Here is a 13,669-nt window from a genome sequence, read left to right on the forward strand (position 1 = left end):
GAAGCCCTTCCGGCCGAAGACCGCGACGAAAGCCTCGTCTTCAACGATCTCGGAGACCACCAGGAGCGGCTGCGGGACCTGGCGCGGAGATCGACTCCTTCCTCGATGAGCTACCGTCCGATGTGGACCGTCGGAAGTTCGGCTCAGGCAACGCTTCGGCCTTGTTCGGCATGCTATGAAAGGTCCTTTCCTTGCCAAATTTGCAAGGAAAGGACCTTTCATAGCACTCGCCTCAGCCGATCTCGACCGACTGGAACTTCACCGGGATCCGCGGCGGGCCCGACCCGTCCCCGGCGCCCTGAGACTCGTCCAGCCCACCCCGCGCCACCTTGTCCAGCACCTGCAGGCCCGCGTCGGAGATGCTCCCGAACACCGTGTACTCCGGCGGCAGTTCCGCGACGCCGTACACCATGAAGAACTGGCTGCCGCCCGAGTTCGGCGCCTGGGTCTTCGCCATGGCGAGGATCCCGCGGCCGTACTTGATCTCCGGGAAGAGCTCGTCCGGGATCGTGTACCCCGGCCCGCCCATGCCGGTGCCCGCCGGGTCGCCGCACTGGAGCATCTGCAATCCCGACGTCGCCAGCCGGTGGCACGGCGTGTTGTCGTAGTACCCCTGCTGCGCCAGCGAAAGGAAGTTCGCCACGGTGCACGGCGCGAGCGCGCGGTCCAGGGTCAGTCCGATGTCGCCCGCGGTCGTCTTGAGCGTGACCGCCGACGTGCCGGACGCCGGGGTCGGGCCCGCGGCGGGCGGAGTGGCCTTCTTGGGCACCTCGCCACCGCCGGTGTCCGCCGGATACGCGCATTCGGCCGGATCCGCCAGCGGCGTGGTGCGCTTCGGCACCGGAATCCGGTCCCCGGGGATCCGCACCGGGCTCTGCGTCGTCGTTGCCTGCTCACTCGACGTCGGAGCGGACGACGGAGCCGACGACGACGCGACCGAGCCCTCGGTCTTCGAGTCCGACAGGAAGAACCCCGGCGCCACGAAACCGGTGATCGCCACGACCGCGACCACCACGACGAGTCCCAGCACCCCGAGCCCCACCCAGAGCGCAGTCTTGTTCGAGGGCGGCGGCTGCGGCGGTTGCTGCGGCGCGCCGTACCAGCCCTGCTGCTGGGGGTAAGGCTGCGGATACGGCTGCTGCTGGTACGGCTGCCCCTGCGGAGCCCCGGAACCAGGCACCTGACCTTCGGGTTCGCCCGGCTGCGGCGGCTGCGACATCTGTGCTCCTGTCATCCAGAGGAAGTACAGGCACCACTCTCGCGTATCACCACGGACGAGTCACGGCATCCCCCACGGCGTGGCGTCCCCATTGGCAGGAACAGGCCGGATCTCGAGATCGGGCCGGTCGCCCGCGCGGTGCACGACGGCTTCCTCGCCGCGCCGCAGGTCGAGCTGGACGTCGCCGTTCGGCAGCCGCCGCCAGCGTTTCGGCCTCCCCCACCGGTCGCGGACGGCCAGCTCTCCCTCCAGGTCCGTCCGCAGCACACAAGGCGCCCCCGCCTCGCTGGTGATCTTGACCCAGCGCGTCTTGCCGCGCTGCCGTGAGGCGCTGAGCAGGAACGCGCCCTGCGTCCGGAAGTCACGCAGCGCGGCGTCCGCCCACTTGGCGGGCACGGCCGGGAACAGCCGGATGACGCCGCCCCAGCTCTGGACGAGCATGTCGTGCAGCGACTGCGCGGCCGAGAGCGGTGTTTCGATGACCGGACCGGATTCCTTGTACATCGTGTTCGGCTGGATGTAGCGCCGCTGCAACTCTCCGAGGTAGAACTCCGCCTTCTCGCCGCGCAGCATCTGCGCCGACATCGACGCGGCACCGGTGAACGTGTAACCCTGCAACGCGCCCTCGAAGCCCACCCAGTGGTCGAGCGAGGTCTCGATGATCTGCCGGTACTCCGGCCGTTCCCAGGTGATCTCGTACAGCGGGTAGATCTGCAGCAGATGCGAGTAGTGCCGATGCGACTTCGCGAACGGCACTCCGGCGCCGATCATGTAGCCGTCGGCGTCGGCCGGATACGGGACCAGCGTGGCCAGGACCTCCCGCCACCGCCGGGCCAGCGGGTCGTCGATCCGCAGTTCGGCCGCCGATTCCAGCAACGTCCTGCAACCCCAGCGGATCAGCGCGAGGTCGTAGTTGCAGTCCGGCGCGTTGACGCCGTACTCCGGGGAGAACGTCGGCGGCAGGTGCAGTTTCCCGTCCGGGCCGGGCGCGAGGAAGTGGAGGTAGTAGTTGATCGCCTTGCGCAGCAGCGGGAACAGGGTGTCCCGCAGGAGCCGCCGGTCCATCGTGTGCCGATAGGACAGCCAGACGTTGTGCAGTGCCCAGGTGAGATTGCCGACCTCCGGCGTCGGCGTCTCCTCGCCGGGGATCCCGACCGGGAACCCGGAGTTCGTCCCGGCCACGCCGTTGAGCAGGGTCATGTCGGTCGTGCGCGGGATGCCGGCGGAATCGTGCTGATACGGCTCGGCGACCTGGCTCGTCAGATTCGCGCGGTACTCGCCCAGCGCGTGACTGACGGCGTCCAGCTCCAGGTGGTTCGAGCCGTGGATGAGCCAGTACTCCAGCTGGACGTTGAGATTCCACCACGTCGCGGGCCACGGGGTCGGCTCCAGCCACGGTCCGCAGGTCGCCATCACCGGCGCTTCCTTGCGCGCGGCCGAAGCGACCTTGTACAGCTGGATCCAGTGGAAACTCTGGAGCCGGGCGTCCGGAATGGACAGGAAGCTCCGGCGGTAGTAGTCGTGCCACCAGCGCCGATGCCCGGTCGCGAGGACGTCGAACGACTCGGCCCGCCGGACCGCCTTCAACGCTTCTCGCGCGGCTGTCTTTCTCGGATGGGACCACGCCACGGACGTGTACAGCGTGCGTTTCGATCCCCTGGCGACCTCGCGCCACGCCGTGACGTGCTCGCCGCCCGCCAGCAGGCTCTGCACGGAAAGCCTGGTGTCACCGCTGGTTTCCCGGGTCGCGGGCGGATTGGCGGTGTACCCGGCAGGCGGCGGCTTCCCGAACTTCGGATCCGTTCTCGGGCTCACCGCCTCGGCCGGGTGGAAGACCCACTCGAAGCCGCGCTCGCCCTCGGTCGGCTCGATGTCGACGGCGAGCAGCGACTGTCCAGTGTGGACGATCGCCCGTACCGAGAGGCTGCCCGCGGCCGTGGTGATCATGCCCCTGAGTTCGGCGTTCCAGAGATCCATCCGCCAGTCGATCCCGGTGATGGCACCGACCGGTTCGAGGGTGAAATGCCCGATCGGCAAGCGCGCGAGCCCGAACAGGGAACCGAATTCGGGCCGGTGATCCTGCACCTCGCTGTGCTGGACGTTGAACCGGACGGCGTTCCTGCCCGGTTCGGCGTAGATGCCCGAGCCGAGGAAACCGTTGCCGAGGAACGGGCCTTCGTACCAGGTCTTCGGCATCTTCCGCCACACCAGGTCCGCGGACGCCAGAAAGCCTTGCCAGTCGAGACCGCCGAGCGCGAAGTCGTTCTCCACCGCCGAAGCGGACGGCGTGAACCCGGCCGCCGCCACGCCGGCCAGCGCACCGCCGAGCATCGTCCGGCGAGTGATGTCCGTCATCGGACCTCCTGGTCGAGTCCCCATGCCGGGGTTTCGCGGTCGCCAGGCACGTCTCGCGGCTCCAGCTCGGGACGCGCGCCGCGCCGCGTGACGACGGCCGTCCCGCCACGGCCGAGCGGGACCGAGATCGTGCCCGGACCTTCGGCCCGCCAAGGAAGCCGCCGCCCACGCGCGTCACGGACGTCGATGTCGCCAGGGATCCCGTGCCGGAGGGTGAGCGGCTCCCCCGCTTCGCTGTGGACGCGGACCCATTCGGTCGCGCCGTTCCTGTGGGAGGCGTCGACGAGGAAGGCACCCTCCGCGCGCAGGCTCTCGAAGGACGCGTCCGGCCACGCCGACGAGACCGACGGGAAGACCTTGAGGACGCCGTGATCACCCTGAAGAAGCATGTCCACAATGGACTGTGCTGCGGTGATCGGACTTTCGATCGCGAGGTTCGCGCCTTCGCGGTACATCGTGTTCGGCGTCAGCTGAGTGTCGGCCACGACGGTCCCGTCGAGGAAGATCTTCAGGTAGCGCAACGCTTCCTCGGGCGCGTCCATCACCGAACTCATCGACGACGCGGCCGCGAAGCTGTAGCCGTGCCATTTGTCCTGGATACCGGACCAATGCGCGAAGGTGCGGCGCATGACGTCCCGGTCGCCGGGACGATCCCAGAGTTTCTCGCGCAGCGGGTAGAGCCAGAGCAGATGCGAGAAGTGCCGGTGTGACTCGGCGAGCGGGACACCGTCGCCGATCAGCACCCCCTGAACGGGATCCTGGTGGTACGGCACCAGTTTCTCGCCGATCTCGCGCCACGCGGGCACACGCGGATCGTCGATGCGCAGTTTGGCCGCGGATTCGACGAGGGTGCGCGCGGCCCAGCGGATGAGCGACAGGTCGTACGTGCAGTCGGCCGCGTCCGCGTACTCGGGTGACCGCGTCATCGGCAGGTGAAGCCGGCCGTCCGGCCCGGCGGCGAGGAAGTGGCGGTAGTAGTTGAGCGCCTTGGCGAGCGTGGGATACAGGACGTCGCGCAGGACGCGGACGTCCATGCTGTGCCGGTACGCGAGCCAGACGTTGTGCAGGCCCCAGATCAGATTGCCGGTCTGGTCGTTCTTCGTGGCCGGGCCGGGGATCCCGACCGCGCGGGTGCCGCCGGGCCGCAGCCGCCAGTCCCCCGGATGCGAAAGGGCGTACGTGTCGCCGTCCCGGTACGCGGGAGGCACCGAGAGTTCGAGGTTGGCGTGGTCTCGGCGGAAGGTCTCGGTGACGGCGTCGAGTTCGGGGGGGTTGCTGCTGTTGACGATCGGGTACGTGACCTGGACGTTGAGGTTCCACCACACCGCCGTCCAGCTGTTGCCGACCTCCGGGAACCACGGCCCCCACTCCGCGACGACCGGACCGTGCGCGCGGGTGGCGCAAGCTGTCTTGTACAGCTGGATCCAGTAGAACCGCTGGATCCGTTTGTCGGGAACGGACACGAAACTGCGCCGATAGAAGGCGTTCCACCAGCGCCGATGGCCGGCGACCAGCAGATCCGGGTTCGTCGCCGACGCCCGGTGGACCCGGCTGATCGCCTCGGCGGTATGGGTCGGCTCGGGAAACCCGTACGCGACCGTCGCCGCCAGGAGCCGTCGCGTGCCGATGGTCCGCTCACGCCAGGCCGTCGTGTACCCGCCGCCCGCGTGCAGTGGCTGCTCGCAGTACTCGACCGCGCCCGCACTGGCGAGCTTCGGATCGGGATTGGCCGTGTACTCGGGCGGTTTGCGGATCGTCCTGGTCGTCGCCGATTTGAGCGGCGTGAAGCCCCAGTCCGCGGCCGCTACTCCGCTGAGCGAGACGAGAAGGAGGTCCTGATCGTTGTGGACCAGCGCGGAGAAGCGCACCGAGCCCTGGGTGGTCGTGATCGTGCCGCCGAGTTCGGCGTTGTACAGGTCGAGACGCCAGTCCACCGCCGTGATCGCGCCCGCGAAGGTGAGGGTGAGGTAGCCGATCGGGAGCCGCGAGTACCCGATGCCCGCCTCCCACTGTCCGCGCTGGTCCTGGACCCGGGAGTGGCTGAGCATCACCTTGAGCACGTTCGGCCGCGTGCCCGCGTAGAACTGGACGCCGAGGAAGCCGTTGGCGAGGAACGGACCCTCCTGCCAGCTCTTCGGCATCCGTTTCCAGACCATGCGCGCGTCGTCGACGATCCGGCGGTGGATGTCGCCGGACGCGTGCGCCTGTGCCTGTGCCGGAGCGGCCCCCTGAGCCCACAGCCCACCGAGCGCGGCGGTCCCCGCGGCAGCCTTCAGCATCGATCGCCTGGACAACCCACCCATGGATCGCCTCCAGATTCATACTACGTTTACCGCAGATCAAGCCCTGGCGACCGGCATGTTTCCAGAAATGTCCCAGCTTTGACCAGTCCGCTCACCCGGAAAGCGGCAGAGACATCCGACCTATCGGTCAGGTGGCGACGTAGGCGCGGGTGGCGTCCGGCGACGCGTGACCAAGCATCTCGGCGACGTCGTCGAGCTCGGCCCCGGCCCGGAGAAGATTGACGGCGAAGGTCTTGCGCAGTGTTCGCGCCGACAACCCCGGCAGGCCGATCAAGACCCCGAACACGACCACGAGGCGGTTGACGGTGGCAGGTGGTACGGGACGGCCGCAGGTGCTGCCGAGGAAGAACGTCGGCCCCTCGTCGTCACGCTCCCGGAGGTAGGCGTCGAGCAGAGGACGGAGCTCGGGCGGGATCGGGACCGTGCGCCGCCGAGATCCACGGACGATGACCGCGTCGGCCGACACGTCCCGCAAGTCCAGCGCGGACAGCTCGATGGCGCGGAGACCCGTGTAGTACAGAAGATGAAGGATGGCCGCGTCCCTGAGCGGCAGAAGATGCACCGCGGCGGACAACATTTCGCGCAGTTCGTCGTCGCTCAACGGCGACAAGGTTTCCGCCTCGAACGACCGCCGCTGTTCCCTTCCGGCCAGCCTCAAGCCGACCATCACCCCGAGCGTGGCGCCAGGCCACTTCTGCCACCGCTGAGGCCGGACCTTCAGCAGGCTCTCCTCGGCGATTTCCGCACCCTCGACGTCCACTCCGCCACGGGCGCCGTTGAGAACCTGCTGCCCACGATGCCGGTTCGCCCGGTTCACACGCCGCTTGTGCCGCGGGATGTTCTTGCGGGAAGACTTGTCGTTATCGCCGTACGTTTCGCGGCGATCTTTGGCGTAGCTCAGCCGTTTCTTCTCCTGCGGGCTCTTCCGTCCCATCGCCCCTCCTTCGGCGTCGACAAGGGGACGGTAGCGAGATGTCTTGGTCGCGGACCACCGATTTACCGGAGGCTCAGGCGGCGTGCCGCCCGCGAGCCTCGGCAGCAAGGTACGCGGCGACCAACTCGGCGGCGACTTCCTTCGGTTCCGTCCGCAGCCGGCTGGGCAGCGTCTGAAGCACCGCGATTCCCGCAGCCGCGTACCTGCCGTTTCGAGCCAGTGTCGCGGCGTACTGCTTCTTGCCGAAGTGGAAGTCGTACGAGTCGACCTCCCAAGCCAGCTGAACTTTTCTGAAATAGCCGTCCGGAGTCCCGACGTAGCGACCGGCGGCATCCCTCAGCTCCTGATTCCACACCGGTTCCGGCAGGCCGGTCCGGCGCCAGACGGCCATCGCGTCGATCTCCGCGACCGACCTCGCGCCTCGCAGGACGTCACGGAGTACCTCGCGGGGCAGCGCGCTGCCCCGATCACTGCCGTCTTCGAGTTCTCTCCTGAGGGCCTCGGGATTCAGCCCTCCGCGCTGAACCGCTTCGGTCAGCAACGCCCGAATCGGATCCAGTGTGGTGAAACGACGACATTCGTCGAGGACCGCCCGGACCAGCGGAGCCATGGCCACTCCGTCCACGGTGACCGGCCGGGGCATCCGTGTGGTCCGCTCCACGAGCACGTATTCGGCGCTGCTGACCTGGCAACCGGCGGGCACCAGCAGATGAATCCGGTCGGTCGTGGTCTTCGGCCCCCGCAAGCCTTGCCGACGGCAGGCTTCCATTCCGGTGACGATCGCCTCCGACCCGCCGTAGAGCAGGGCGCCTTCGACCACTTGTCCGCGAGTCGGCCGTCCTGAGCGGAGCAGGATCACTCCGGGCAGCAGCCGCTGCCAGGGCTGCCCCGGCCGACAGCGCCGATAGCAGGTTCTCTTCGAGACGCCGAACTCCACCAGTCGCGCGACAGTGATCACCCCATCGCGGCTCAGCTTGTAAAGGGCCTCGTGATCGCGAGCCCACTCGCCAGTTCGCACCCCAAGATCATCGGCGGCTGCACCCACCCTCGACCAGCCCCGTCTTGCCCGCTGTGGACAACTCGCCACATCAGCCCCACTGTGGACAACTCAGACGTGCCCCCAAATGTGGCATTGGGGACACTCAACGTCCCCAATGCCACATTGGGGGCCCCGTACTTAAGGGAGGGTGGGGAGCGGAGGCAGCGCCGGAGCGTGCAGCCAGGCATCGAAGAAGGAGCTGAGCGAGCGGCCAGCGAAGCGTTCCGCGAGCGTGACGAAAGCAGCGGTGGTCACCAGACCGTGCCGGTTCTCCACCGCCCAGGCCTTCACCAGCGGGAAGAACACCGCGTCGCCGACGAGACAACGCAAGGCGTGCAACAGAAGGCCGCCGCGTTTGTACACCCGCTCGTCGAACATCCGTGATACCCCGGGGTCGGCGAGGCGCAGGTCCGCGGGCTTCGCCTTCATCCGCGCGTGCCAGGTCTTCGCCCACGCGTGCGCGGTCTGCCCGCCGGATTCCTCGGACCAGAGCCATTCCGCGTACGTCGCGAAGCCCTCGTTCAGCCAGATGTGCCGCCAGTCGGCGACGGTCAGGCTGTTGCCGAACCACTGGTGCGCCAGTTCGTGCACGACGAGCCGTTCGTGGGTGCGCCGCCCGTCGACGTGGTTGGCGCCGAAGATCGACATGCCCTGCGCTTCGATCGGGTCGTCGAGGTCGTCGTCGGTGACCACGATGACGTACTCGTCGAAGGGATACGGCCCGAACAGCCGCTGCAGCGAGTCCATGATCTTGCCCTGCCGCCCGAAATCGCGCGAAAAGGCCCGGCGCAGGCGCGGCGGCACGGCGGCCCGTTGCGGAACCGACGCGAGCACGGCGTCACCGTCGAGACTGATCCGGTACGCCGTGACCGAAGGCGGCGAGAGCCACCCCGGCTCCGGGCCGGAGACCAGTTCGACGTCGTCGTACCGTCCGATTTGGACACTCATCAGATACGTCGGGGTCGGCTCCAAGCGCTCGAAGACCCACCGGGTGGTACTGGCGCGCGAAAGCCGCGACACCAGGTTCCCGGTGACGGCCACGAGATACGGCGACGACGTCGTCAGCGCGACGCGGTAGGTCGCCTTGTCCGCCGGATGGTCGTTGCACGGGAACCACGACGGCGCCCCGACCGGCTGGCTCGCGACGAGCGAGCCGTCGGTCAGTTCGTCCCAGCCGATGTCGCCCCACAGCCCGGGCAGCGGCCGCGGGTTGCCGACGTAATACACCTCGACGCGGAATTCGCTACCGGCCGCCAGCGATTTCGCGGGCTTCACATTCAGCTTGTGCGCGCGCCGCGTGTACTTCGCCGGTTTCCCGTTGACCAGGACCCGGTTGATCCGGAACTCGCCGAAGTCCAGCGTGAACCGCGACAACGCCTGCGTCGCCTCCGCGGTGATGGCCGCGGAGGCGGACAGACGGTTGGGACCGATCTTGTAGTCCAGCTCCAGATCGTAATGCCGGACCCGGTAACCGCCGTTACCGTGATGGGGCAGATAGGAGTCGCCGGAGGTGTCCGCGCCGGGCGAGGGCTGCGCGGAGGCCTTCGAAATCACCCGCGAAAGACCCCGCTTCCCATTGTTTCCGTCAGTGAACCCGCGGCCGCGATCGACGTCGGCAGGGCGCTACCTGGCAGAAGACCGTCGCGGTGAGCGGACAGGGCGCCCTGCCACCGCGATAGCGGGGCCTTCGGCCGGGGCGGGTTCACCTTTGCGGTCACCATTCCGAACACACCTCAGCTCCGCCAACTGTCTCTACTTCGTCCAGGCCGAGATGGGATTGCCCAGCCAGCGCGAGTCTGCGGGGACCGCGTCGCCCCGGGTCACCAGAGACCCCGGTCCGACGGTCGTCCGCGCGCCGATGCTCGCGCCAGGCAGCACGATACCGTGCGGCCCGAGCGTCGCTCCCTCGTCCAGGGTCACCGGCGACATCGTCATGATCCGGTCGTGGAACAGATGCGTCTGCACGACACAGCCGCGGTTGATCGTCGCGCCGTCGCCGAGGCTCACCAGGTCCGACTCGGGCAGCCAGTACGTCTCCAGCCACACGCCGCGGCCGATCTTGACGCCCATGGTCCGCAGCCACGCCGGCAGCAGCGGCGTGCCGCCGAGCGAACCGATCAGCCACGGCACGGCGAGCGCCTCGACGAAGGTGTCGGCGAGTTCGTTGCGCCAGACGAACGAACTCCACAACGGGTGGTCGATCGCGCGGAACCGGCCGACCAGCAGCCACTTCATCGCGGTGGCGGTCAGCGCGGCGACGGCACCGGCGGCCAGCAGCAGCGGCCCGCCGAGCAGCACCGCGACCAGGAAACCGAACTCACCGGCGAGCGCGAAGATCCCGGCGGCCACCAGCACGGTCAGCGCGACACCGCACATCACCGGCACGATCCGGCACAGTTCGACGAGCGCGCGGGCCGCCTTCAGCCGCAACGGCGGCGTGTAAGTGCGGCTCGTGTCGGCCTCGCCGACCGACCGGCGGACCGGCAGCGGCGGCATCCCGAGGTACGAGGAGCCCTTCTTCGCCTTGAGCGGGGCCGACGACAGCACGCCGACCAGACCGCGCTTGGGCACCGAACGACCGGGCGCGGCCATCCCCGAGTTGCCGAGGAAAGCCTGCTTGCCGATGCGCGCCGGAGCGACGTGCAGCCAGCCGTGGCCGAGTTCGTAGGTGGCGACCATGGTGTCGTCCGCGAGGAACGCGCCGCTGTCGACCTGGGTCATCTTCGGCAGCGCGAGGACGGTGGACGCCTCGACGTTGCGGCCGACCTTCGCACCGAGCATCCGGAGCCACACCGGGGTGAACAGGCTGGCGTACAAGGGGAACAGCCCTTCACGCGCCATGCCCATCAGCCGTTCGGTCGCCCAGACCTGCCACGCGACGCGGCCGTGCACGGGGTGGTACCCCTCGACCATGCCGATGCTCAGCGAACGGACGCCGACGAGCACCAGCAGGGCGTACGTCAGGAAGTACGCGACGGTCGCGAGCGGCGTGAACAGCAGCGCCTGGCCGAGCGCGGCGCCCAGTGAAGCCGTGCCGTCGATCGCGTAGCCCAGAACCGCGACGGCGGGCAGGGCGGCGAGGGCGGGCAGCAGGCCCAGCGCGACCGAAGTCGCACCGTAGACCGACGCCCAGAAGCGCGAACGCGGCGGGCGGCTCGACGGCCACTTCAGCGCGTCCTTGCTGGCACGGGCGGCGGGGGCACCGGCCCAGCGCTGCCCGGCGGGCACGTTGCCGCGGACGGTCGACCCGGCCGCGATCTCCGCGCCCTTGCCGATCCGCGCGCCGGGGAACAGCGTGCTGCGCGCGCCGATCCGCGCGTCCGCGCCGATCCGGATCTTGCCGATGTGCACGAGATCGCCGTCCACCCAGTGCCCGGTCAGATCGACCTCGGGTTCGACGGCGGCACCGCGGCCGAGTTTCAGCATGCCGGTGACCGGCGGCGGCGAGTGCAGGTCGACGTCCTTCGCGATCCGCGCGCCGAGTGCCTTGGCGTACGTCGTCATCCAGGAAGCGCCCGCGACACTGTCCGCACCGCTGAACTCGGCGAGCTTCTCGGCCGTCCACAGTCGCAAGTGGACATTCCCGCCGCGCGGGTAGCTGCCGGGACGGACCCCGCGCAGCAGCAACCGCGAACCGGTCGCCGAGATCGCGATCCGGCCCGCCGGGCTGAACAGCGCGACCCACGCGACGGCGATCCACACCCAGTTCAGCGTCGGCGCCCAGGCGAAACCGGCCAGGGACAGCACGTTCGACAGCGTCGCGGCGATCGTCGTCCAGCGCAGGCCGACGAGGCCCATCAGCGGGATCATCAGCAGCGACTGGATGATCCCGGCCTTGCGCGGCGTCGGCGCGATGTCGCGGCGTTCGGTCTTCTCGCCGCTGAGCGCGTCCAGCATCGACGCGAGCGCGCCGAGCTTGGGGTTGGCGTAGATGTCGCTCACCGATACCTGCGGGTGGCGGGTGCGGATCCGCGCGATCAGCTGGGCAGCCGTCAGGCTGCCGCCGCCGTTGGTGAAGAAGTCGGCCTTCGGGTTGTCGACCGAGACACCCAGGATCTCCGCCCAGCCTTCGGCGAGCCAGCTCTCCGTCGGCGACAGACCGGACTTGGCGGCGTCCACAGTGGACAGCGGCCACGGCAGCGCGTTGCGGTCGACCTTGCCGGAGGTCCGCGTCGGCAGGTCTTCGATCAGCGCCAGCAGCGGGACGAGCGCGGCGGGCAGCTGCTCGCGCAGCCGGGTCGCGGCCTCGTCGTGGTCGAAGTCGACCCCTTCGGCGGGCACGACGTACCCGACGAGAACCTGGTTGCCGGCCTTGGTCCGGCGGATCGCGGCGGCGGCGCCCTGCACCCCGGGCAGCGCCTGGAGCGCGGCGTCGACCTCGCCGAGTTCGATGCGGCGGCCGCCGAGCTTGACCTGCTCGTCGAGCCGTCCGAGGAACAGCAGGCCCTCGGCCTCCGCGCGGACCATGTCACCGCTGCGGTACGCGCGGCGCCAGCCCAGCGAGGGCAGCGGCGCGAACTTCTCGGCGTCCTTCTCCGGGTCCAGGTAGCGGGCCAGGCCGACGCCGCCGATGACCAGCTCGCCGGTCTGCCCCATCGCGACCGGCTCGCCCGCCTCGTCGACGACGGCGAGCTGCCAGCCGACCAGCGGCAGGCCGATCCGGACGGGGCCCTCGCCGGTCATCTGCGCGGCGCAGGCGACGACGGTGGCCTCGGTCGGGCCGTAGGTGTTCCAGACTTCGCGGCCTTCGACGGCGACGCGCTCGGCCAGCTCCGGCGGGCAGGCTTCGCCGCCGAAGATCAGCAGGCGGACGTCTTCGAGCGCGTCGGCGGGCCACAGCGCGGCCAGCGTCGGGACGGTCGAGACGACGGTGATGCCCTGCGCGACCAGCCACGGGCCGAGATCGACACCGGTGCGCACGAGCGAACGCGGCGCCGGGACCAGGCAGGCGCCGTGCCGCCACGCGAGCCACATCTCTTCGCAGGACGCGTCGAACGCGACGGACAGGCCGGCGAGCACACGGTCGCCGGGGCCGATCGGCTCCTCGGTGAGGAACAGCTGAGCCTCGGCGTCGACGAAGGCGGCCGCGGACGCGTGCGAGACCGCGACGCCCTTCGGCTTACCGGTCGAACCGGACGTGAAGATGATCCAGGCGTCGTCGGTGGGCGCGGGGGTTCCTTCGATCCCACCCGGCGAACCGAGCACGGTGATCGCGCCGCCGTCGGTGAGGACGGCGGCGACGCCGGCCTCGCCGAAGACCAGTTCGGCGCGCTCGTCCGGGTCGTCCGCGTCGACCGGCACATAGGCGGCGCCGACGGACAGGATGGCGAGGATCGCGACGTAGAGCTCCGCGGTGCCGGAAGAGATCCGGACGCCGACGCGGTCGCCGACACCGACGCCGTTGGCGGTCAGCTTGCGGCCGTAGGCGTCGATCTCCTCGACGAGCTTGCGGTAGGACAGCGTGGTCTCGCCGTCGTCGATCGCGCCCGCGTTGGGGTGGCGGGCGGCGGTCTCGGCGAGGATGTCGATCAGGGTGCGCTCACCGGCGCCGAGACCGGACCAGAAAAGGGCACGGTCGGCGACGGGAGCCGGGGACGGGGCGACGGTGACGTCGGCGACACAGGCGATCGGCCGGGAGTCGGCGGTCAGTGTCATCGGGCGTTCACCGCGGGCAGGACATAGCTGGGCACAACAGACCCCTGGGCGCGCAAGCCCATCACACACCTTTCGCGAAGTGCGTCATTCGGGCTCGCTCTCCGAATGAGGCGCCCGCTAGCAGACCGACAACTTTACCGCAGGTGAACGGCATATCTCGGGAG

General features: G+C 69.4%; 7 protein-coding genes. All 7 read right to left on the reverse strand.

Annotated elements, in window-relative coordinates:
* Positions 1-232: 232 nt before the first annotated feature.
* The 7 genes from IE302_RS35810 to IE302_RS35840 all read right to left on the reverse strand — a co-directional run bounded on the left by IE302_RS35810 (position 233) and on the right by IE302_RS35840 (position 13,505).
* The gene (locus IE302_RS35810) at positions 233-1,219 is read right to left on the reverse strand and encodes a peptidylprolyl isomerase (protein WP_191258877.1); all 987 of its coding nucleotides are present in this window, start codon (positions 1,217-1,219) and stop codon (positions 233-235) included.
* Positions 1,220-1,279: 60 nt separating this feature from the next.
* A complete protein-coding gene (locus IE302_RS35815; RefSeq protein WP_191258878.1) occupies positions 1,280-3,574 on the reverse strand; it encodes a glycosyl hydrolase family 95 catalytic domain-containing protein in 2,295 nt (764 codons plus the stop codon).
* Positions 3,571-5,877, reverse strand: a complete 2,307-nt coding sequence (locus IE302_RS35820; protein WP_191258879.1) for a glycosyl hydrolase family 95 catalytic domain-containing protein — start codon at positions 5,875-5,877, stop codon at positions 3,571-3,573. Before IE302_RS35820 ends, IE302_RS35815 begins: the two co-directional genes overlap by 4 nt.
* 127 nt (positions 5,878-6,004) lie before the next feature.
* Positions 6,005-6,811, reverse strand: a complete 807-nt coding sequence (locus IE302_RS35825; RefSeq protein WP_191258880.1) for a tyrosine-type recombinase/integrase — start codon at positions 6,809-6,811, stop codon at positions 6,005-6,007.
* 73 nt (positions 6,812-6,884) lie between these two features.
* Complete coding sequence (locus IE302_RS35830) at positions 6,885-7,829, reverse strand: hypothetical protein (protein WP_191258881.1); 945 nt, start codon at positions 7,827-7,829, stop codon at positions 6,885-6,887.
* Positions 7,830-7,988: 159 nt separating this feature from the next.
* Positions 7,989-9,404 (reverse strand): M1 family metallopeptidase, encoded by a 1,416-nt coding sequence (locus IE302_RS35835; RefSeq protein ID WP_191258882.1) that lies wholly within the window; start codon positions 9,402-9,404, stop codon positions 7,989-7,991.
* Between the two features lie 198 nt (positions 9,405-9,602).
* Complete coding sequence (locus tag IE302_RS35840) at positions 9,603-13,505, reverse strand: Pls/PosA family non-ribosomal peptide synthetase (RefSeq protein ID WP_191258883.1); 3,903 nt, start codon at positions 13,503-13,505, stop codon at positions 9,603-9,605.
* Between the last annotated feature and the right edge of the window lie 164 nt (positions 13,506-13,669).

The organism is Amycolatopsis oliviviridis (assembly GCF_014654365.1).
Taxonomy (GTDB): Bacteria; Actinomycetota; Actinomycetes; order Mycobacteriales; family Pseudonocardiaceae; genus Amycolatopsis; species Amycolatopsis oliviviridis.

What these genes read in the sequence shown, in the direction of transcription:
- IE302_RS35820 (WP_191258879.1), bottom strand. Translation starts at nt 5,877, where the DNA reads ATGGGTGGGTTGTCCAGGCGATCGATGCTGAAGGCTGCCGCGGGGACC.
- IE302_RS35825 (WP_191258880.1), bottom strand. Translation starts at nt 6,811, where the DNA reads ATGGGACGGAAGAGCCCGCAGGAGAAGAAACGGCTGAGCTACGCCAAA.
- IE302_RS35840 (WP_191258883.1), bottom strand. Translation starts at nt 13,505, where the DNA reads ATGACACTGACCGCCGACTCCCGGCCGATCGCCTGTGTCGCCGACGTC.
- IE302_RS35815 (WP_191258878.1), bottom strand. Translation starts at nt 3,574, where the DNA reads ATGACGGACATCACTCGCCGGACGATGCTCGGCGGTGCGCTGGCCGGC.
- IE302_RS35810 (WP_191258877.1), bottom strand. Translation starts at nt 1,219, where the DNA reads ATGTCGCAGCCGCCGCAGCCGGGCGAACCCGAAGGTCAGGTGCCTGGT.